The organism is Longimicrobiaceae bacterium (genome assembly GCA_036375715.1).
GTDB lineage: Bacteria > Gemmatimonadota > Gemmatimonadetes > Longimicrobiales > Longimicrobiaceae > DASVBS01.
The window spans coordinates 14,799-34,111 of record DASVBS010000076.1 but is presented as its reverse complement, the minus strand read 5'-3'; the positions used below and the strand labels follow the sequence as shown (position 1 = coordinate 34,111).

At 66.9% G+C, this 19,313-nt stretch carries 17 protein-coding genes; 13 read left to right on the top strand and 4 right to left on the bottom strand.

The window, feature by feature from the left end; all coding sequences use genetic code 11:
- The first annotated feature begins 212 nt into the window (after window positions 1–212).
- The 3 genes from asnS to VF167_16065 all read left to right on the top strand — a co-directional run bounded on the left by asnS (window position 213) and on the right by VF167_16065 (window position 2,772).
- Entirely contained in the window at window positions 213–1,613 is a 1,401-nt protein-coding gene (gene asnS, locus VF167_16075; GenBank protein HEX6926942.1) for an asparagine--tRNA ligase, read from the top strand.
- Between the two features lie 113 nt (window positions 1,614–1,726).
- On the top strand, window positions 1,727–2,107 hold the full coding sequence (locus VF167_16070; GenBank protein HEX6926941.1) for a four helix bundle protein: 381 nt from the start codon (window positions 1,727–1,729) through the stop codon (window positions 2,105–2,107).
- 101 nt (window positions 2,108–2,208) lie between these two features.
- The gene (locus tag VF167_16065) at window positions 2,209–2,772 is read left to right on the top strand and encodes an HD domain-containing protein (protein ID HEX6926940.1); all 564 of its coding nucleotides are present in this window, start codon (window positions 2,209–2,211) and stop codon (window positions 2,770–2,772) included.
- A 190-nt stretch (window positions 2,773–2,962) separates the two neighbouring features.
- Here the strand turns inward: VF167_16065 and VF167_16060 are convergent, their stop codons facing one another.
- Window positions 2,963–3,781: a CpsB/CapC family capsule biosynthesis tyrosine phosphatase gene (locus VF167_16060; protein ID HEX6926939.1), complete on the bottom strand. Its 819-nt coding sequence runs from the start codon at window positions 3,779–3,781 to the stop codon at window positions 2,963–2,965.
- 278 nt (window positions 3,782–4,059) lie between these two features.
- On the opposite strand from VF167_16060, the gene VF167_16055 reads away from it, so the two are divergent.
- From VF167_16055 to VF167_16040, 4 genes are all read left to right on the top strand, one after another.
- Window positions 4,060–5,445 (top strand): FAD-binding oxidoreductase, encoded by a 1,386-nt coding sequence (locus VF167_16055; protein HEX6926938.1) that lies wholly within the window; start codon window positions 4,060–4,062, stop codon window positions 5,443–5,445.
- Between the two features lie 267 nt (window positions 5,446–5,712).
- Window positions 5,713–6,192: a PilZ domain-containing protein gene (locus tag VF167_16050; protein HEX6926937.1), complete on the top strand. Its 480-nt coding sequence runs from the start codon at window positions 5,713–5,715 to the stop codon at window positions 6,190–6,192.
- 58 nt (window positions 6,193–6,250) lie between these two features.
- Entirely contained in the window at window positions 6,251–7,120 is an 870-nt protein-coding gene (locus VF167_16045) for a TIGR02587 family membrane protein (protein ID HEX6926936.1), read from the top strand.
- Complete coding sequence (locus tag VF167_16040; protein ID HEX6926935.1) at window positions 7,120–7,584, top strand: TIGR02588 family protein; 465 nt, start codon at window positions 7,120–7,122, stop codon at window positions 7,582–7,584. The genes VF167_16045 and VF167_16040 overlap by 1 nt, the downstream gene beginning before the upstream one ends.
- A gap of 108 nt (window positions 7,585–7,692) precedes the next feature.
- Here the strand turns inward: VF167_16040 and VF167_16035 are convergent, their stop codons facing one another.
- Complete coding sequence (locus VF167_16035; protein ID HEX6926934.1) at window positions 7,693–8,805, bottom strand: multicopper oxidase domain-containing protein; 1,113 nt, start codon at window positions 8,803–8,805, stop codon at window positions 7,693–7,695.
- Between the two features lie 458 nt (window positions 8,806–9,263).
- Between VF167_16035 and VF167_16030 the strand changes: the two genes are divergently transcribed.
- The 4 genes from VF167_16030 (at window position 9,264) to VF167_16015 (ending at window position 13,175) form a co-directional block, all read left to right on the top strand.
- Window positions 9,264–9,821, top strand: a complete 558-nt coding sequence (locus VF167_16030; protein HEX6926933.1) for an SRPBCC family protein — start codon at window positions 9,264–9,266, stop codon at window positions 9,819–9,821.
- A 71-nt stretch (window positions 9,822–9,892) separates the two neighbouring features.
- A complete protein-coding gene (locus VF167_16025; GenBank protein ID HEX6926932.1) occupies window positions 9,893–11,164 on the top strand; it encodes an RNA polymerase sigma factor in 1,272 nt (423 codons plus the stop codon).
- A gap of 271 nt (window positions 11,165–11,435) precedes the next feature.
- Window positions 11,436–11,954, top strand: a complete 519-nt coding sequence (locus VF167_16020; GenBank protein ID HEX6926931.1) for a hypothetical protein — start codon at window positions 11,436–11,438, stop codon at window positions 11,952–11,954.
- A gap of 12 nt (window positions 11,955–11,966) precedes the next feature.
- Window positions 11,967–13,175 carry a hypothetical protein gene (locus tag VF167_16015; GenBank protein HEX6926930.1) on the top strand — a complete coding sequence of 403 codons (1,209 nt, stop codon included), beginning with the start codon at window positions 11,967–11,969 and terminating at the stop codon, window positions 13,173–13,175.
- Between the two features lie 96 nt (window positions 13,176–13,271).
- On the opposite strand, the gene VF167_16010 is transcribed toward VF167_16015, so the two are convergent.
- On the bottom strand, window positions 13,272–14,234 hold the full coding sequence (locus tag VF167_16010; protein HEX6926929.1) for a universal stress protein: 963 nt from the start codon (window positions 14,232–14,234) through the stop codon (window positions 13,272–13,274).
- Window positions 14,235–14,539: 305 nt separating this feature from the next.
- Here VF167_16010 and VF167_16005 point away from each other — a divergent pair, with 305 nt between their 5' ends.
- The gene (locus VF167_16005) at window positions 14,540–14,980 is read left to right on the top strand and encodes a pyridoxamine 5'-phosphate oxidase family protein (protein ID HEX6926928.1); all 441 of its coding nucleotides are present in this window, start codon (window positions 14,540–14,542) and stop codon (window positions 14,978–14,980) included.
- 21 nt (window positions 14,981–15,001) lie between these two features.
- Here the strand turns inward: VF167_16005 and VF167_16000 are convergent, their stop codons facing one another.
- Window positions 15,002–17,572 (bottom strand): BamA/TamA family outer membrane protein, encoded by a 2,571-nt coding sequence (locus VF167_16000; GenBank protein ID HEX6926927.1) that lies wholly within the window; start codon window positions 17,570–17,572, stop codon window positions 15,002–15,004.
- A gap of 271 nt (window positions 17,573–17,843) precedes the next feature.
- On the opposite strand from VF167_16000, the gene VF167_15995 reads away from it, so the two are divergent.
- Window positions 17,844–19,193 (top strand): NCS2 family permease, encoded by a 1,350-nt coding sequence (locus VF167_15995; protein ID HEX6926926.1) that lies wholly within the window; start codon window positions 17,844–17,846, stop codon window positions 19,191–19,193.
- The last annotated feature ends 120 nt before the right edge of the window (window positions 19,194–19,313 follow it).

The following is a 19,313-nucleotide window of genomic DNA, read 5'->3' as shown; positions in this document are numbered from 1 at the left end:
CCTGGGGTTATTCCCTTATTCGTTATCCGTTATCCGCTATCCGTCGGGAATGGCGGCTTCCAGTGTCACCGCGGCGATGCCATGTCCGTTGCCTTCGGCCCTGACGGGTCGTCTTGTCTTCGGTCACTTCGGTTGTACTGGAGACCTGGTCAACGGATAACGGATAACGGATAACCAGTAGCGACGCCCCAGCATTACATCAGATATCCAGAATGACGCAGACAAGCATAGCGGACATCCTCTCCGGGCGAGTGCCGGTGGGGACGCGGGTGACGGTGGAGGGATGGGTGCGCACGCGCCGGGAGGCGCGGGGCGATCTCTCGTTCATCCACGTATATGACGGGACCAGCCTGCCGCCGCTGCAGGTGGTCGCGAGCGCATCGCTTCCCAACTACGCAGAGGAGATTGCTCGGCTGACCACGGGTTGCGCGATCGTCGTGGGGGGGCAGCTCGCCGAGTCGCTGGGGAAGGGGCAGGCGGTGGAGGTGCAGGCGGAGTCGATCGAGGTCGTGGGGTGGGTGGACGATCCGGAGCGGTATCCCATCCAGCCCAAGGCGCACTCCTTCGAGTACCTGCGCGAGGTGGCGCACCTGCGCCCGCGCACGAACACGATCTCGGCGGTCACACGGGTGCGTCACACCCTGTCGATGGCGATCCACCGCTTTTTCCACGAGCGGGGCTTCTTCTGGATCCACACCCCCATCATCACCACCAACGACGCCGAGGGGGCGGGGGAGATGTTCCGTGTCTCCACCCTGGACCTCGAGAACCTGCCGCGCCGCGAGGATGGGAGTGTGGATTACAGCGAGGACTTCTTCGGCCAGCGAACCAGCCTGACCGTTTCGGGCCAGCTCAATGTGGAGGCGTACTGCCTCTCGATGAGCCGCGTCTACACCTTCGGGCCGACGTTCCGGGCCGAGAACTCCAACACCAGCCGGCACCTCGCCGAGTTCTGGATGGTGGAGCCGGAGATCGCCTTCGCCGACCTTAGCGACGACGCGCAGCTCGCCGAGGATTTCCTGCGCTACATCTTCCGGGCGCTACTGGAAGAGCGGGCTGAGGACATGGCCTTCTTCGACCAGCGCATCCAGAAGGGGGTGGTGCAGCGCCTGGAGGACTTCGTCCGCCAGAGCTTCGAGCGGATGGATTACAGCGACGCAGTGCGGCATCTCCAGGAGGCGAACGTTCGCTTCGAATTCCCCATCGAGTGGGGGATGGACCTGCAGAGCGAGCACGAGCGCTACTTGACCGAGAAGCTCGTCGGCCGTCCCGTGGTGGTAACCAACTATCCAAAGGAGATCAAAGCCTTCTACATGCGCCTGAACGACGACGGCCGCACCGTCGCCGCCATGGACGTGCTGGCCCCCGGCATCGGCGAGATCATCGGCGGCTCGCAGCGCGAGGAGCGCCTCGATGTTCTGCAAGGGCGGATGGAGGAGATGGGACTCGACCCCGCCGCCTACGACTGGTACCTCGACCTGCGCCGCTACGGCACCGTCCCCCACGCCGGCTTCGGCCTCGGCCTCGAGCGCGCCATCCAGTACGCCACCGGCATGGCGAATATTCGGGATGTGATACCATTTCCGAGGACGCCGGGAAACGCGCAGTTTTAGCGCCCCGGACCCGGGTGCTAGGCTGAACCGGAATTACGAATTACGAATTACGAATTACTTGGATTGTAGGCCGAATAGGGGTCGGAGAGGTGTAACGGCTCAGCCGCCAAGCGATGAGGCACAATGCTGTGCTGGAGAAGAGCTACGCCTATGCGCTGGCGGCGGTGCGTCTGTATCGGCGCGTCCAGGCGAGGAAAGAGTTTGTGTTGTCTCGACAGCTAGCACGCTCAGCAACGAGTGTAGGGGCGAATGTCGAAGAAGCGATCGCCGCTCAGAGCCGGCGGGACTTCGTCTCGAAGATGTCGATCGCCCGCAAGGAGGCTCGCGAGAGCCGCTACTGGCTGAGACTGATGTACGATGCGGACATCGCGTCACGCGAGGAAACCGGGCCATTGCTCACCGAGGCAGATGAGTTGATCCGGATGCTGACCGCCATCATTCTTTCGACGGAAGCCAACGTCTTCGATTCGGACGGACGCGACTCCAGCGCCTGACGGTATCGACGGCCGGGCTTCCGCAGAATGGATGCGCCGAGCACACAGACCTAAACCCCAGTCGTAATTCGTAATTCGTAATTCGTAATTTCCCGCCGCCCATGAGCCAGAATCCGTCGCGCGCCGAGGTCCTTGCCCTGATGCAATCGTGGGTCGAGAGCGAGTCTCTCCGCCGTCACATGTACGCCGTGGAGGCGGCGATGCGCGCGTATGCGCGGAAGTATGGGGAGGACGAGGAGCTGTGGGGGGCGACGGGGCTGATCCACGACTTCGATTACGAGAGGCACCCGGACGAGCATCCGCGACCGGGGGCGGAGGTGCTGCGGCAGGCGGGCTATCCGGACGAGCTCGTGCACGCGGTGCTCGCGCACGGCTACCCGGCGCGGACGGACGTGCCCCCGCAGACGCTGCTCGATCGGGCGCTCCGCGCCTGCGACGAGATCACGGGGCTGATCAGCGCCACCGCCCTGGTTCGCCCTTCGCGGGCGCTGCACGATCTCGAGGCGAAGTCAGTCATGAAGAAATTCAAGGATCGCGCGTTTGCGGCCGGGGTGGATCGCGAGGAGGTGAGCGAGGCGGCGCGGGAGTTTGGCGTGGAGCTGAAGGACCACGTCCAGTTCGTGATCGAGGCGATGCGGGAGGTTGCACCCGAGCTCGGTTTGTGAAACCTGGCAGGAGGAGGCTTCGAAAGACGTTCGGAACAAACAGAAACCGCGGAGGTCGCAGAGGACGGCACGGAGGGCGCGGAGTAGGGATGACTTAATTCAAAATTCGCAATTCGTAATCGGCCGACCCCCTCTGCGCCCTCCCCGGCGTCCTCCGCGACCCCTGCGGTCTTCTGTAAACTCCCTCGATCTATACCCCGCTACAGAGCGCCTCCACCGGCAGCGGCGCCTCCCCCGCGAAGATCCGCCGTGGGTTCTCCTCCAACAGGAGTTTCGCCTGCTCCACTCCGCCGCGCGCCAGCAGCGCCTCGTGAATCTCCCGGTGGACGATCTGCGGCCGCGCCCGGCAGTGGTGATCGGAGGCCAGCAGGTGCGCTAGACCCTCGTCGATCAGGCGCCAGCCCAGACGAGCCACTGCGGCGCCGTACGCCCCCTCTCCGGCGCGCAGGCTTCCCAGGTTCACCTGCAGGTAGGCGCCGGCCTCGACCCATCGGCGCATCCGCTCCACGGGGTCCGGCCCGTCGGGGTAACGATAGCGCTCCGGGTGCGCAATCACGATCTCCCGCCCCGCCTCGTGCACGGCCTCGATCACCGCTTCGGGGTCACCCCTCAGCTCGAAGCCGAACTCGACCAGCAGAAAGGCCGACGATCCCAGCCCCAGCTCGGCTTCGTCAACCACCCGCCGGATGTCCCAGGCGTTCGGTGCGCAGATCTCCTGACCGAACCGCATCTCCGGGACGGCGCCGTCCACGCCAGCCGCGGTAGCAGCCAGGAAGTCGAATTCGCGACGGAGGAATTGCAGGGTGCGGGTAAGCTCCCGCGCACCGTCGAGGTGCTGCACATAGAGGTGCGGCGTCGCCACGATCCGGTCCACTCCCGCCTGACGGAACGAGCGCAGTGACTCCAGGGACTCTTCGACCGAGCGCGATCCATCGTCCACCCCCGGCACCACGTGATTGTGAAGATCCGTGTACGACGCGCGCGTGAGAACCGCTTCCGCTCCAATCATCAATTTCGATCCCAGAACCTCGTTCACCTCCCACCCGCCAGGTGTCACAGCGGGCGGTCGCTGTACGTCAATACCTCCACCAGCCCGAGAGGTTCATTGTGACGGCTCTCGTAACGACTTGAACATACTGCGGATCGGCGCCGTCGGGCGATGGCGCCAACAGCGCGAGACCACCGTTACAAGCTGAATCGCATCCTCCGGATCCTGGACCTTGTGTCAGGCTGAGCAGGGCTCGATCGTTCTCAGCCTGTTTTCTCCACCTCCTCAAGGAGTGTCCTGTGCAGTCATCCATACAGACTCCTCCAGCTCAGATCCGGCATCTTCGCGGCCTCGTGAGCGGCGAGGTGATCGTCTCTGGAGACCCTGGCTATGACGAGGCGCGCTCCGTCTACTACAGCGGATTGGTGACGCAGCCGGCCGCGATCGTGCGTCCGCGGGACGCGCGCGATGTCTCCCGGGTCGTATCCTACGCTCGCGAGAGCGGCGCGCCGCTCGCCGTACGGAGTGGGGGGCATAGCCCGGCGGGTCACAGCGGCGTGGACGACGGCATCGTGCTCGACCTCTCGTCGCTGAACTCGATCGAGGTGAGCGTGAAGGACCGCACCGCCTGGGCGGACGCCGGGATGACCGCCGGCGCGCTCACCCGGGCCACCGGCGCGCATGGCCTCGTCGTCGGTTTTGGTGACACGGCCTCGGTGGGAATCGGCGGCATCACCCTGGGCGGCGGCATCGGGTTCCTCCATCGCAAGCTGGGGCTCACCATCGATAGCGTGCTGGGGGCGGAGATCGTGACCGCCGACGGTAAGGTGAGACGGATCGATGCCGAATCCGAGCCGGATCTCTTCTGGGCGATTCGCGGGGGTGGAGGGAATTTCGGTGTGGTCACCCGAATTCACTACCGCCTGCACGAAGTTGGCGAGGCCGTGGCGGGGATGATCGCGCTCCCCGCCAACCCCCGTGCCATCGTTGACGCCCTCGAGGCGCTGCAAGCAGCTTCGGAGGACCTCTCAGGCTTCCTCAACGTCATGCTGGCGCCGCCCATGCCCTTCCTACCCGCGGAGGTGCACGGGAAGCCGATCATTTCCGCCCTCCTCGTGAATGTGGGCGACGCGGATGCCGGGGCACGCGCGCTGGCGCCGTTGCGGGCGATTGCTACGCCAGTCCTCGATCAGTTCCGCTCGATCCCCTACTCCCAGGTGTACGAGGGCGGGCCGGAGCCGCCAAGCCCGGCGGCACGCGTCGCCTCCACCTGCTTCTTCACCGACGAAGTCGATCTAGCAGCGGCAGAGGCGATTCTCGAGGCGCTGCCGCGCTCGCGTGCCCCCATGCGGGTGGCGCATTTCCGGGTCATGGGGGGAGCCGTCGCCCGCGTGCCCGCGGACGCGACCGCGTTCGCTCACCGTAACCGGGCGATCATGGTGCTCACCGGCGCCATGTATGGTGATCCGGCAGAGGAGGGGGAGCACCAACAGTGGACGAAGGAGCTCGCCGATCACCTCCGGAAGGGGGAGCGCGGTGCCTACATCGGTTTCATGGGATCCGAGGGAGAGGCGCGGGTGCGCGATGCCTATCCGGATGGCACCTGGGAGCGGCTACGCGCGATCAAGGCGCGGTTCGACCCGACCAACCTCTTCCGACGGAACCAGAACGTGCCCCCAGCATGAAGCCGAAGGATGGATACGCCCCGCACGGGCGGGGCGAAGGATCGCATGCCGCGACGGTGCCTGCTCGCGATCCTTCGCTCCGCTCAGGATAACAGGGTCGGCTGGGGCGCACCGCTCGCGCTCCGGCGGCCAGGCTGAAGCCGGGCGACGAGCCGAGGACCCTCGTCCCGCATTCTGGCCCGAACGGTGCTGTGACTCGCGGCGCGCCCGCCCCCGTGGGCGCGCCTGCGCCGTTCGGACCAGAATGGACCACACCGATCCCGGGAGATGGCACCAGAGGACATTCGCGACCACGAACGTCCGGATGGACGCCGTGAGTTCATCCGGCACACGGTCAACGTGCCGCTGGAGGTCGAGACCGTCTCCGCGTCTGAAGCCCGCCGTGAGCAGAGCCTCAATGTGAGCCGCGGCGGTCTCGCTTTCGTCTCCACGACCTGCCCGCAAGTCGGTGATCTCTTGCGTCTGCGCATCCCCACGGTCCGCCCCGTCTTCGAGGCGGCGGCCCGCGTGGCCTGGTGCCGGCCGGAGGAAGGTCGGTACCTCGTGGGCGTCCAGTTCATGGACCAGGCCGCCGCGTTCCGCTCGCGCATGGTGGAGCAGGTCTGTGCCATAGAGAACTACCGCAGGGAGGTGCGCGAGAAGGAGGGGCGGGTGCTCAGCGCGCAGGAGGCGGCTGCGGAGTGGATCGAGCGGTATGCAGGACAGTTTCCGCGCGGAGATATCCCACCCGACGAGGACGGCGCATAGGGCCTTTTGCGGGGGCTTCCAGGGTGCATGCTCGCGAGCTCCAGATAGACGGCGACCGATGGTCGACAATCGAGGGTGGGGCAGAGAAGGGGAGAGCGACGCGGAGCGACGGAAGAGGCACCGCAAGTTCTGGAGGGGCGTCGCGCGCGCCTTCGGCGGCGCGATCTTCTTCTCACTCCCCCTGCTGATGACGATGGAGATGTGGTGGCTGGGCTTCTACATGGACAGAGCCCGCCTGGCCCTCTTCATGGTCGTCATCATCCCCGTGCTCGTCGGATTGGATCGTTTCTCGGGTTTCACCGAAGCTTCGACCTGGCTCGACGACGTCGTTGACGCCTTCGTCGCTTACGGCGTGGGGATCGTATCCTCCGTTTTCGTGCTGGTTCTCTTCAACGTCCTCAACACCGATATGCCCTTGCGGGAGTGGGTAGGGAAGGTCGCACTCCAGGCCATCCCCGCCAGCTTCGGGGCAGTGCTCGCATCGAGCCAGCTGGGTGGTGAGGTGGAGCGTGAAAAGGAAGAGCGAGAGGAGAACGCTGGCTACGCGGGCGAGCTCTTCCTGATGCTCGCCGGGGCGATCTTCTTCGCCTTCAACGTGGCTCCCACGGAGGAAATGGTGCTCATCGCGGTCCGCATGACTGCCTGGCACGCGGTTCTGCTGGCGATCGTCTCTCTTGCGATCATGCACGCCGTCGTATACGCGGTCGAGTTCCGCGGCGCGCACGCACACCCGGAGGGCTCGACCATCGCCGGGATCTTCTTTCGCTTCACCGTCGCGGGCTACGCCATTGCGCTGCTGGTGAGCGCATACGTGCTGTGGACGTTTGGACGCTATGACCCCGGGGCGTATGCCAGCTTCGTGATGCAGACGATGGTGTTGGGCTTTCCGGCGGCCCTGGGCGCGGCTGCGGCGCGGCTGATCATCTGATGAGCGAGCACCCAATCGGTGGCGCGACGGGGCGTTCCACCCGGAAATCGTCGAAGCGCGACGCTGGGCAGCGGCAAGAGGCACATGGAAGCGGCGCGGCCCCCGCCGAGCGGGTGGTGGCCGCGTTGAGCGCACTCCTGGTCGCCGCCATCATCGGCTACACCCTGCGCGAGGGACTGAGCGAAGAGCCGGGCGCCCCGATCCTCTCCGTGCACGCCGACTCGGTCGTGCCGACCCCCACCGGGCACCTGCTCATGTTCACCGTGCGCAACGAAGGCACCGAGACCGCCGCCGCAGTACAGGTCCAGGGAGAACTGCTGAGCGAGGGCAAGCCGGTCGAGGAAAGCCACGCCACCCTCGACTACGTCCCCGAAGCCGCCACGCGGCGCGGAGCGCTGCAATTCCGACGCGACCCAGCCGAGCACCGTCTCGACGTCAGGGTGGTTGGCTTTGAATTTCCTTAGCAAGAATTGCGAATTACGAATTACGAATTGCGGGCTGGAATCGCGCGCCGGCGTAATCCGTAATCCGCAATTCGTAATTCGCAATTCGTAATTCAGCCCTCCCGCCGTTCACTCCACAATCAAAACAGTCACCATCCCGAACATGCCGTGCTCGCTCTCGGCGTGGGAGAGGATGTGGCAGTGGAAGGCCCAGGTGCCCGGGTTGGTCGCCTCCACGATCGCGTCCCAGCGCTCGCCAGGCGCGATGTTGAGGGTATCGCACTTCCACGGCTGCGGCAGCGGCCAGCCGTCCCGGTCGATGACGGTCATGTGTTTGCCGTGCAGGTGCATCGGGTGCACCATCATCCCCTCGTTCATGAAGCGCAGCCGGACCCGCTGACCCAGCTTCGCCTTGATGGGCTCGGTGGCCGGGAAGCCCTTTCCGTTCAGGGTGTAGCCGTGGAAGCCGTCGTTGAGGATCATGACGTAGTCGACGTCGGCCCTCTCGATCGGCCGCGGGTTCTTCGGCTCCACGACAAACGCACCGAGCAGCCCCATTCCCACCTGCTTCGCCGAGTTGTGGTGCGAGTGGTACATGTGTGAGCCTGCATTGGGCACCACGAACTCGTAGGTGTACGACTCACCTGGCTTCACCGGCGGCTGGGTGATGAACGGCACGCCGTCCTGGTCATTGGGGATCTCCAGGCCGTGGAAATGAATCGCCGTGGACTCCTCGAGGCCGTTCTTCAGGTTGATGCGCACCCGGTCCCCCTCACGGACGCGGATCTGCGGGCCGGGGACCTGGCCATTGTACGCCCACGCTTCCACGCGACGCCCCGGCTCCACCTCCCACTGCACGATCGAGGTCTCCAGGTCGAACACCTTCACGCCGTTCTCGAGGCGGGGCTCCAGGATCTGGTTTCCCTTGCCCTCGGTGGGCGCCGGGAACGACTTGATCCCCTTCTCGTGCATGGCGTCCATCTCGTCGGCGCGCGCACGAATCGATTCGGGCGTCTTGGCCGGGGCCGCCGGAGCCGCGGCATGCGCTGCGCCGGTATGCGCTCCGCTGACTGCCGACGCCGTCTCCGCCCCCGTTCCGGCTTCTCCGGTCGAGCAGGCCGCGAGCACCCCGCCGGCGACGGGGACCGCGAGGCCGAGGGCGGAGGCCCGCAGGAAGTCGCGCCGCGACGCTCTCAGTTCAGGAATCTTTTCAGGTGCCGAGGTCTTCTCGTTCACGTTCATCCGCTTCCTTGACGCTGGCGTGAGATCAGGCGCCGCACCCGGAGCGTGGCCGGGGGCCGGCGTGCCGCAATTCTCGCCAGTCCGCAGATTTTTCGCTGTCGGGGAGGTTGACGTTTTTCGCGTCAGGGATCGCGGCACAGGAGGGTGGGGGGAACCCTTACTCGGGCCCCGGCGGGATCGCTCGACTTCGGCTAGCTCGTCCGTAGTGCGGCCAGTCGACACGCTGAGCGGCTGACAGAGAGGCAGCGGATGCCCGGCAACTGGGAATCCGTCCGCCACACCGCGCTCATTCCGCTGTGGAATCGATGTCGAATCCTCAAACGCTTGTTCGACGCCTGGTCGATCAGGGTCGCAAATGAATCATTCACGATTACGGCGGCGCCCGCTGCGCCGCGTTCGTTCCGAGGAGCGCGAGCGGTCGCGGTTACGCAAACCAACCCCCCACACCGGAGGTGTTCATGCTCACCATTCTGTCCGCGGCCGTGGCGCTTCTGGTGATCGGCTTCGTCGCTCGCGTCCTCACCCGCCCCGACTCCTTTCGGGTGGAGCGGTCGGCCGTAATCAGCGCCCCCGCGGATCGGATCTACCCACTGCTCGCCGATTTCCACCAGTGGCCCCGCTGGTCCCCGTGGGAGAAGCTCGATCCCGCCATGCAACGGAACTTTTCGGGTGCGAACGAGGGTCCGGGTGCCGTTTACGCCTGGTCGGGGAACAAGAAGGCGGGAGAAGGGCGGATGGAGATCACGGCTGCCGAGCCGCCCCGCAGCCTCGAGATCCAGCTCGAGTTCATCCGGCCGTTCCCCGCCCGGAATCGGATCGACTTCACTCTCACCCCGGAGGGTGATCGGACGCGGATCGTCTGGGGGATGCAAGGACGCAACAACCTGGGCTCGAAGGTGATGCAGGCGGTGATCAACATGGATCGGCTGGTCGGCGGTGACTTCGACAGGGGTCTGGCTAACCTGAAGGAGCTAGCCGAGGGCCCGGTGAGCGGTGACGCCGCCGCCAGGTCCTGAGATGGTCGTCGCGGCTCGCCCGTCGTCGCGGCCCTTGCGCTCCGCACCGGTTGCGATCCCAATTGGATGCCATGGAGGCATCCGCAATTCACCGTACGGTCGAAGCCGTCTGGCGCATGGAGTCTGCGCGCATCATCGCGCGGCTCGCTCGCCTTGTGCACGATGTTGGTCTCGCCGAGGACCTGGCGCAGGACGCCCTGCTCGCGGCGCTCGAGCGCTGGCCGGAAGCGGGAGTGCCGGACAATCCCGGGGCGTGGTTGATGGCGACCGCGAAACGACGCGCCGTTGACCAGATCCGGCATTACAGCATGCGCGAGCGAAAGGAGGAGCTGGTGGGCTTCGAGATCCAGGCGCAGCGTGAGGCGGCGCAACCGGATCTCGACGCCCAGATCGACGATCCCATCCGCGACGACCTGCTCCGGCTGGTGTTCACCTGCTGCCATCCGGTGCTCACGGTGGAGGCGCAGGTAGCTCTGACGCTGCGCATGCTGGGAGGTCTCACGACCGAGGAGATCGCTCGCGCGTTCCTCGTCCCCGTTCCGACCGTCGCCCAGCGGATCGTCCGCGCGAAGCGGACGCTGGCGGAGAAGAAGGTGCCCTTCGAGGTGCCGCGTGGTAAGGAGCTCAAGAGCCGCCTCGATGGGGTGCTGGGCGTCATCTACCTGATCTTCAACGAGGGGTATTCGGCCACCGCGGGGGAGAGGTGGATTCGCCCTGAGCTCTGCGAGGACGCCCTGCGGCTGGGCCGGGTGCTGGCCGAGCTGATGCCGGAGGAGCCGGAGGTGCACGGCCTCGTTGCGCTGATGGAGATCCAGGCATCACGGCTGCGTGCTCGCGTGGGCGCGAACGGCGAGCCGGTCCTGCTACTCGACCAGGACCGCACCCGTTGGGACCAGCTGTTGATCCGACGCGGCCTCGCAGCTCTCGAGCGGGCGGAGCGCCTGGGCGGCCGACCCGGACCCTACACGCTGCAGGCCGCGATCGCGGCCTGTCATGCGCGCGCCCGCACCCCGGAAGAGACGGATTGGGTGCGGATCTCCGCTCTGTACGAGGCGCTCGCTCGCGTCTCCCCCTCTCCTGTAGTCGAGCTGAACCGTGCCGTGGCCCTGTCTATGGCTTTCGGTCCGGAGGTGGGTCTGCAGCTCGTCGACCGGCTAACCGCTGAAAAGTCCCTTCGCAATTACCACCTGCTGCCCAGTGTTCGGGGCGACCTGCTCGTCCGTCTGGGCCGGACCGACGAGGCGCGCGCGGAGTTCGAGCGGGCGGCCGAGCTCACCAGCAACGAGCGGGAAAGGGAGCTGCTGCTCGAGCGGGCGCGGCAGTGTGCCCCGGTGTCGTCGTAGCTGTCGGAGTCGGTCGACCTTCCGAGCAACCTCTGTTCATGGCGAGGTTCCTCTGGTGGCCCCGAGGAACCTGCGCCATCCCGCAACCTCTGTCATCCCGAGCAACGCGAGGGCCCACGAGCGGTAGCCAGTGGCATCTCCCCGGCCACACGACCCACGGGCATCTCTTCGATGGCGGTTCCACCGTCGCTTGCGGTGCGACTTGTGCAGATGCGCCAGCCCGTCGCGGCACAATCTCGGCCGACACGTCGCCGGAGGAGCGGAGGGAGCGGTGACCCGGTGGATCCAGTCAATCTTGCTCGCGCTGTTGCTGCTCGGTGAGCTGCTTCCCGTGCCGGCCGGGGCGCAGGAGACGCGGCGCGCGGTGGTGGGTGCGGTGGTGGGCGCCGCGGGAGGCGGCGTGGTCACCCTCTCGGCGATCGTGGCCCGGGCGCGCTTCCAGCGCGAGTACATGGATTCCGCCGAGGACCTGATCCACTGGCAATCGATTCCGATGATCGCGGCGCCCGCGGTGGGAGTGGTGTTCGGTCTAGCCGGCCCCAAGGCTCACGTGGGCAGCATCGTCGGGTCGACCTCGGGCATGGTGGTCGGTGCCGCGGTGGGCACAGGTCTGGGCTGGCTCCTCTCCGGAGACCAGGAGGCTCCGTGGGCCGGTGGGGTGATCGGCGCGGGGGTTGGCCTCACCCTCGGGGGATTGATGGGCGGCTTCCGGGGGTGGCAACGGGAGGAAGACCCGGGCATCGCCTTTCCCGACCTGCCCTTCTTCACCATCAGCATCCCCGCGCCCTAGCCTCCTTCCCCGATGCCGAACGGCCGCTGCCTCCTCCTCTGGCTCTTCATCCTCTTCGTTGGCTGCATCAGGGAACCGGCCCCGGCCCCCGCGGTCGAGGCGGTGGGGCCACCCGATCCGGCGGACGTCGAGAGCGTGATCTTCCTTGTTGGTGATGGTGGTGATGCGACGGCCGCCACCCACCCCATCCTGCCGCGCCTGCATCAGGACATCGAGTGGTGGGCGGGGGCCCTCGAGCGTGACTCGTCGGTCTACGTCCTCTTTCTGGGAGACATCGTCTACCCCGAAGGGCTTCACGACCAGGGAACGGGGGAGTGGCCACGAGACTCCACCGTGGTAATGGACCAGGTGCTGCTCCTCGCGGGGCCGCAGGCACGCCTGCGCGGGGCGCGCGGCTATTTCCTGGCGGGCAACCACGATTGGGGGATGGACACGAACCTGGTGGGAGCCCGGACGGTTGCGCTGCTCTCGAACTTCCTGGTGATGGCCGGCCGCCACACCGGCGCCAACGTCGCCCTCGAGCCGCCGGCCGGCACAGGCGGACCCACGGTGGTCGACGTGGGAAGCCACATTCGCATGCTGCTGCTCGACACCGCCTGGTGGCTGCTGTACGGCAACGAGGACGACGCCTTCCGCAACCGAGCCGTGCTGGAGGGGATCGAGGAGGCGATGCAGACTGCCGGCGAGCGGGAGATCCTCATCGCGGCGCACCATCCCTTCAAATCGGCGGGTCCACACGGAGGGCATTTTTCCTTCTGGGAGACCTTCGGGCTCCGCTACATCCTCGCGCGGAGCGGGGCCATTCTGCAGGATCTCACGTCACTCCCATATCGCGAGTTGGAGCGCGGGCTGCGCCAGATCTTCGCGCGGCTGGAACCGCCGCTGATTTTCGCGGGCGGCCATGAGCACTCGCTCCAGGTCATCCACGGGACCGAGGCTACGGATCCGGTCTTCAACCTGGTCTCAGGTGCAGCCAGCAAGAATTCGGAGGTGGGGGAGGCGCCGGGGAAGCAGTTCGGCGTCTCGGCCCCGGGCTATCAAAAGTTGGTGATCTTCGAGGACGGCTCGATCCACCTGTACGTGGAGGCCGCTCCCCCGGAATATCTCTCCTGCCCCTCGTCGAGTGCGGTGTCGAACCCGGAGTCGAGCCCGGAAGGGCAGGCGTGCATGGCCGAAGGCCTCGCCGCCTTCCAGACCGTGCACTCGCAACGGCTCCGCTGACGGTGCGCGAGGATTGCGAAGAAAAGGCCCCGCCGCAGTCCTCGCGGCGAGGCGGAGCGACGGCCGCGGGTCTCCTCCCTCCGGCGGCTGTGGCGTTCACTGACTGGCGACGACCGGGCGATCCTCCCGGAGCGCATCGGCCTGGAAGATGTCGCGCCAGCCCTTCTCCCCGGTCGGCACGATGCCCCTGGGTGGCGCCACCAGCGTGAGGCATCGCGCCCTGCGCACGAGCTGGGTGGCCACGCTTCCCATCAACAGACGCCCGAGGAACCCATAGCCGTTGGTTCCGGAGGCAAGCAGCTCGGCCTCCAGCTCATCCGTGAGCCGCAGGACCGCCGGTACCGGCCGCCCCTCCGCGAGATGCCCCACCACTCGAAGGTGTGGAAACTCCTGCCCCAATCGACGCACCACCTCGTCCATCCGGCTGGCGAGCTCTTCGCGCATGGCCCGCGCCCACTCGGCCCGGATGGCCGAAGGAAGCGCCACTCCGGATTCCTTCGCGATCGCGTGCACCAGGTGCAACTCGCCGCCCGGCTCCAGGAAGGTAGCTGCCGTCCGCGCTGCGTCGAGGCTGTAGCTGGTGAAGTCGATGGCCGCGAGGGCCTTGCTTGGAAGCTCGCCGTATTCGGCGGGGACGGCCAGCATCGGGACGTGTGCCGCCTGCATCAGCCGTGGCGCCGTTTCGTCGCCCAGAAGCCGGTCTACCGCGCTAGGTACGCTGCGGCCGACCACGACGCAGTGCGCGTCCCGTTCCTCCGCGAGGCGCGCGATGACCGACGCCAGTGACCCCACCTCCACGTGCACCCTGGCTCGATCGGCAACGTCGGGCGGGAGCTGCTCCAGCACCCGCGAGCGTCGCATCTCGCACGCGCGCTGGGCAATCTCCGACGCGACGCCGGCCACCAGGTCCGTCGACTCGTAGCCGAAGACCGATGCCAGCTCACAAACACTCACCACTTCGACCGGAAGATTCAGCCGTCGCCCGAGATCGCTCGCGCAGCGCACCGCTCCGAGCGATCGGAGCTCGCCGTCCGTCGCTACCAGGATGCATCCGTTCATCTGGAGTGCCTTCCGCTACCGTTCCGAACTTCAGAGACGCCCTTCGACTACGTGGCGCGCCGACGAGAATAGGTCGCGGGGCGGCGCTACGGCGTCGGGAATTTCTGGACGACGGTGAGGGAGAGCAGAGGACGCCAGCATGTCGCTGCCGGCCAGGCCGGCGGGGATCGGAAAAATCCTTACACCAGAGTCCCATCCCTCCCGATGGAGGTCTGGGCCTGCGCCGTGCATTCTGTCTGGACAGTCTCGCCGCGGCGGGATGTCGTTCGACGGTCTTCACCCCACTCACGCGAACGGAGGCGCGTATGTTGAGCACCGCTACGCCGGAAGCTCGTGAGCTCGAGCGACGAGATGTCTGCGCGATCCTCGCCCGGAACATTACTGGGCGGATCGCTTTCGCTCGGAACGGTGAGATCGAGATCCGTCCTATCCGCTACGTCTATGCGGACGGATCCCTGTATCTCCGCAGTGCGCCCGACACGGCCCTCTCCGAAATCGGACCGCAGGGTGCGCGGGTGGGGTTCGAGGTGGATGAGATCCACACCACGCAGCGCTGGCGCAGCGTAGTGGTGCGGGGAACGCTGTACCGCATCCTGCCCGACAAACAGCGCGATGAATGGCTGCAAGCGTTCGCCAAGCTGAGACGCTTCGCTCCGGCGGCGCTTGCGCTGGATGACCAGGACACGCAGCGCACTGAGATCTTCCGCATCGACATCCGGGACGCCACAGGACGCGCGATGGGGTGAAGGCGCGACAGGATCCAGGGATCAGAACGGCATCCCGAAAGTGAAGTAAGCGGCCTCCTCCGTGCCGCTGGCGAAGGTGATGCTGGCGGTACGGGTGCGGTCGAGAATGCCGACCCACAGACCTCCCCCGAAGCCCGTGTGGATCCGGTCGGAGCTCTCCCCTTCGACGAACACTCGACCGGCGTCTGCCAGCAGGATCAGACCTAGATCCCCCCGGCTGATGAAGTTGAAGCGAGTGAGGAAGGAGCGGAGCTCCGCGCCGCCCCAGACCGCGGCGTCCCCGGCGAAGCGCTGGCGCGGCGCCCCGCGCACCGTTCCCCGACCTCCCAGAAAAGCCGCCTGCTGAAGCGGATAATCACCCCAGGCCAAGCTGCTCCCCGCCCGGATCGCCAGTGTGCTCTCCAGCGGCAGAGGGAGTGGCAGGTAGGTGGTGGCCTCGCCGTCCAGTCGCCCGAACGCGCCTGGCTCATCCCAGACCCCCGGAAAGGCCGATGCGGTCACCGCCGCGTACACCCCCGTCCGCGGATAGGACGGCAGGTCGCGCGCGTCGAAGATCGCGCCCGCCAGGGCGCCCACCTCGCCGAAGGACTCGCTGCCGAACGGCCGCAGTTGATCGGCCGGTCCGCCCTCCTCAAGCTCGGGTCGCGTGTACCGCACCACCGGCCCGGCGAAGAGCTCAGCGCGGTCGTTCAGCGCGCGATGGTATGCGGCTGAAAGGCTGTACTCGGTGCTCCAGACCTTGAAGCGATCCGAGGAGCCCTCTCCCGCGGTTTCGTTGCCGAACCCGTGGAAGCGCGTGACCGCGAGCTGCGATGCGTGTGCGGCATAGGTGATCCGATCGGGCGAGTTGGTTCGTTGGATCTCGCTGAACAGCTCGAGGCCGAAGCGGCCGTGCAACGGAGCATACAGCGCACGTAGATCCACCCGACGCGCGTGCGGCACCCGTCGGAAGCCGTAGCGGGTGTAACTCGGACCGCCACCAATGACCGGCCCGACGTTGTAGCGCCAGTCCGCGTAGGGTTGGAACCACTGCCACCGCATTCCCCAATCCTGGAATGCCGGGGCGTTCTCGTTGAAGGCCCCGATCTTTCGCTCCGGAGCCACGAAGGGGCGCTGGTCGACCACCGTTTCGCGCGAGGGGAGCAAGCGGTTCTGTCCGTCCGAGTCGTGGAGGGCGGTCAGGCCGGCCCCCGGAGCAGCGGAATCCGCCAGCAGGTCGTCTCCGCCACCGCCGATCAGACGCACCTGGATCGGGCTCCCTGACCCGCCTGTCAGCCCCACGTCGTCCCCTCCGTGCAGGTAGATCCGTACCTCGCGCGTCTCGCCCGGGAGGAAGAGCCGGTTGAAATAGGGATCGCCCGGCACACTCGCCTGCGCGAGCAAGCGAACCTCCAGGGAGCCGTCCGCCCGTCGCAGGACCTCCGCTCGATCTTCCCCGTCGGTCGCGTGGACGTCGACCTCGCGCGCAAGCAGGGCGTAGTACTCACGCGCGATCCGGGGGAGCGAGTCTCTGCGGGCGCGAAGCTCGCGGAGGAGCTCGGCGCCGCGCAGGCGCTGGTACTCGGGCGGAGTTCTGGATACGGCCTTCTCCAGAACGCGGTCGGTGATCCGCGAGCGCAGCTCCTCCGCCGCCTGATCGAACTCCTCTCGCGGGAGGTCGGAAAGGATCCAGCGATCGAGGAGCTCAGCGTTCTGCACCATCGACGACACCGACGCGTAGCGGGCACCATACTCGTTGAGATGAGGTGCCGCCGCGCCCGCGACGCGGATCAACAGACCGTCGTGGCTGGAGAAGGCGTTGTCGCGATCCTCCGGCACGGGCACCCAGCGGAATCCCCCATGTTCGCGGGGAAAGCGCGCCCATCGCCACTGCCCCGGATGCCGATCCCAATCACCCACCAGCAGGTCGATCAGGCGTACCCGCAGGTAGCCACGGCTGTCGGCCCGGTGCTCTGCCGTCTCCTCCAGGTGCTCGAGCAGAGTTTGCGAGTCCACGATGCGGTCCGAGCCAGCAAAGCCGGGCGAGTCGCCCTCTCCCTCGTTGGGGTGGATCTCGAGCAGCCCCAGCATGCCGCCGAAAATTCCCCGGAACTCGCCGAGCTCCGGGGAATCCGGCATCAGGTAGAGTTGCGGGACGGGGTGCAGCACACCTGCGGCATCCAGGATCGTGGAAGCGATCAGCGCGCCCCCAGGGTGCTTTGCACTGACCTGGTCCTGTGCCAGCCGATCGATGAAAGTGTCGCGGAGATCCGGGTGCAGCCCGCCGCTTTGGTCCTTGTCTACTGAGCGAAAGTTGTACTCCCGCCCGTCCGCACCCCGGAGCCGCAGCGAGATGGTCTGCATCCCCGATCCCAGCTCGACCGGGGTCAGGCCGCCGGCGAACCGGCCGAGGTCGAGAACCGGAACGCGGATCGGCGTTGTCCAGAGGTCTCGATAGCCTCCGCCCAGCAGGGTGCGCTTCAGCCCGCCGGCGCCGTATTGCTCGCCGGCGCGCACCGTCGCCGAGTCGGTCTGGCCTGAGGCGGCGCCAGTCCAGGTGCCCACTGCCATAGCCGTTGCGGTCAACGCATGCAGCACCTGTCGGAGCGTCATCTTCCCGTTCCTTCCTCTGGTCCCGCCCGCATGGCGGACCGTATAGTGGGGGGCCTCGAGCGGGCCCAGGGCGGTGTGCGTGGCTCCCGGGCCGAACGCCGACCGCCCCGGTGGATGAAACATGCCTTTCCGCCTGCGCTGGCCGGCGCCACCGGCGCAACATCGCGGCCACGACGGCGCCGCCCGCCCGAGGCGAACGCAGCTGCACTGTGGCGCATGCGAACGCTCGGGCACAACCAGAAATGCCCGCCCATTTCAACCCTCGCCTTCGATGACAGAGCAGACGGAGCTGAGCGCCCGGGCACGGGCGGTGGAGATGGGGTTGTTGGATCGACTCTTCCGATTGAGGGAGGCGGGCACCGACACGCGCACCGAGCTGGAGGCGGGGTTCACGACCTTCCTGACGATGGCGTACATCCTGGTCGTGAACCCACAGATCCTCTCGGAAGCCGGCGTGCCGATCGAGGGGGCGCTGTTCGCCACTGCGGTAGCGTCCGCGCTGGGTTCGATCCTGATGGGGGTTCTCGCCAACTACCCCTTCGCCCTGGCCCCCGGCATGGGGCTGAACGCCTACTTCACCTACACAGTCGTCCTCGGGATGGGCGTGCCCTGGCAGACCGCGCTCGGGGCCGTCTTCCTCTCCGGAGTCGCCTTCATCCTGCTGACGATCGGCCGGATCCGCGAGTTGGTGATCCGGGGGATCCCCATGACGCTCAAGCTCGCCACCGGAGCGGGCATCGGCCTCTTCATCGCCTTCATCGGGTTGCGCAACGCCGGCGTCGTGACGGCCAACCCGGCCACCATGGTGACCCTCGGCGATGTCACCGGAGCGTCGGTGCTGCTGGCCGCGGCCGGGCTGATCGTTACGGCTGCGTTGATGGCGCGGGGATGGAAGACCGCCATCATCCTCGGGATCATCGTCACCGCCGCGGCAGCCTACGTAGTGGGCGTTGGCGAACCGCCCACGAGGATCGTCTCCATTCCGGACCCATCCTCTACCTGGCTGGCGATGGATGTGAAGGCCGCCATCTCGCTGGGACTCTTCCAGGTGATCTTCGTGTTCCTCTTCGTCGACATGTTCGACAGCGTGGGAACACTGGTGGGCCTGGGGCGTCAGGCGGGTTTCCTGACGCCCAGCGGCGACCTGCCCCGGGCGCAGCGGGCTCTCATGGCCGACGCGGTCGCGACCACGGCAGGGGCCGTTCTCGGGACATCGACCGTTACCGCCTACGTGGAGAGCGCGACCGGCGTCGCGGAAGGCGGTCGCACCGGCCTCGCCGCCGTGACCGTGGGCGGCCTGTTCCTGCTCGCGGTCTTCTTCTCGCCGATTGCGGCGGCAGTGCCCGCGGTGGCAACGGCTCCCGCACTGATCATCGTCGGTAGCCTGATGCTGCGCGCCGCGGTGGCGATCGACTGGAACGACGCGACCGAAGCGGTGCCCGCCTTCCTCACCCTGATCGGGATGCCCCTCACCTTCTCGATCGCGAACGGGCTGGCGATCGGGTTCGTTTCGTATCCCGTGATCAAGATCCTGGCCGGTCGCGGTCGCGAAGTCGGAGTGCTCACCTACAGCCTCGCCGTGCTCTTTCTGCTGCGTTTCGCCTTTCTCGGAGGAGGTTGATTTCGCATGACCGCTCTCTCCTGGATCACGCTCATCCTCATCACCGGGTTCGTCTGGGGCGGGTTCGCGTTCCTGCTCACGCTGGCGCTGCGCAGGGAAGCGGGGAAGAGGGAAGACTGA

Coding starts and splice junctions, on each gene's coding strand:
- asnS (HEX6926942.1), top strand. CDS start 213: ATGACGCAGACAAGCATAGCGGACATCCTCTCCGGGCGAGTGCCGGTG.
- VF167_16070 (HEX6926941.1), top strand. CDS start 1,727: ATGAGGCACAATGCTGTGCTGGAGAAGAGCTACGCCTATGCGCTGGCG.
- VF167_16065 (HEX6926940.1), top strand. CDS start 2,209: ATGAGCCAGAATCCGTCGCGCGCCGAGGTCCTTGCCCTGATGCAATCG.
- VF167_16060 (HEX6926939.1), bottom strand. CDS start 3,781: ATGATTGGAGCGGAAGCGGTTCTCACGCGCGCGTCGTACACGGATCTT.
- VF167_16050 (HEX6926937.1), top strand. CDS start 5,713: ATGGCACCAGAGGACATTCGCGACCACGAACGTCCGGATGGACGCCGT.
- VF167_16045 (HEX6926936.1), top strand. CDS start 6,251: ATGGTCGACAATCGAGGGTGGGGCAGAGAAGGGGAGAGCGACGCGGAG.
- VF167_16040 (HEX6926935.1), top strand. CDS start 7,120: ATGAGCGAGCACCCAATCGGTGGCGCGACGGGGCGTTCCACCCGGAAA.
- VF167_16035 (HEX6926934.1), bottom strand. CDS start 8,805: ATGAACGTGAACGAGAAGACCTCGGCACCTGAAAAGATTCCTGAACTG.
- VF167_16030 (HEX6926933.1), top strand. CDS start 9,264: ATGCTCACCATTCTGTCCGCGGCCGTGGCGCTTCTGGTGATCGGCTTC.
- VF167_16025 (HEX6926932.1), top strand. CDS start 9,893: ATGGAGGCATCCGCAATTCACCGTACGGTCGAAGCCGTCTGGCGCATG.
- VF167_16015 (HEX6926930.1), top strand. CDS start 11,967: ATGCCGAACGGCCGCTGCCTCCTCCTCTGGCTCTTCATCCTCTTCGTT.
- VF167_16010 (HEX6926929.1), bottom strand. CDS start 14,234: ATGAACGGATGCATCCTGGTAGCGACGGACGGCGAGCTCCGATCGCTC.
- VF167_16005 (HEX6926928.1), top strand. CDS start 14,540: ATGTTGAGCACCGCTACGCCGGAAGCTCGTGAGCTCGAGCGACGAGAT.
- VF167_16000 (HEX6926927.1), bottom strand. CDS start 17,572: ATGACGCTCCGACAGGTGCTGCATGCGTTGACCGCAACGGCTATGGCA.
- VF167_15995 (HEX6926926.1), top strand. CDS start 17,844: ATGACAGAGCAGACGGAGCTGAGCGCCCGGGCACGGGCGGTGGAGATG.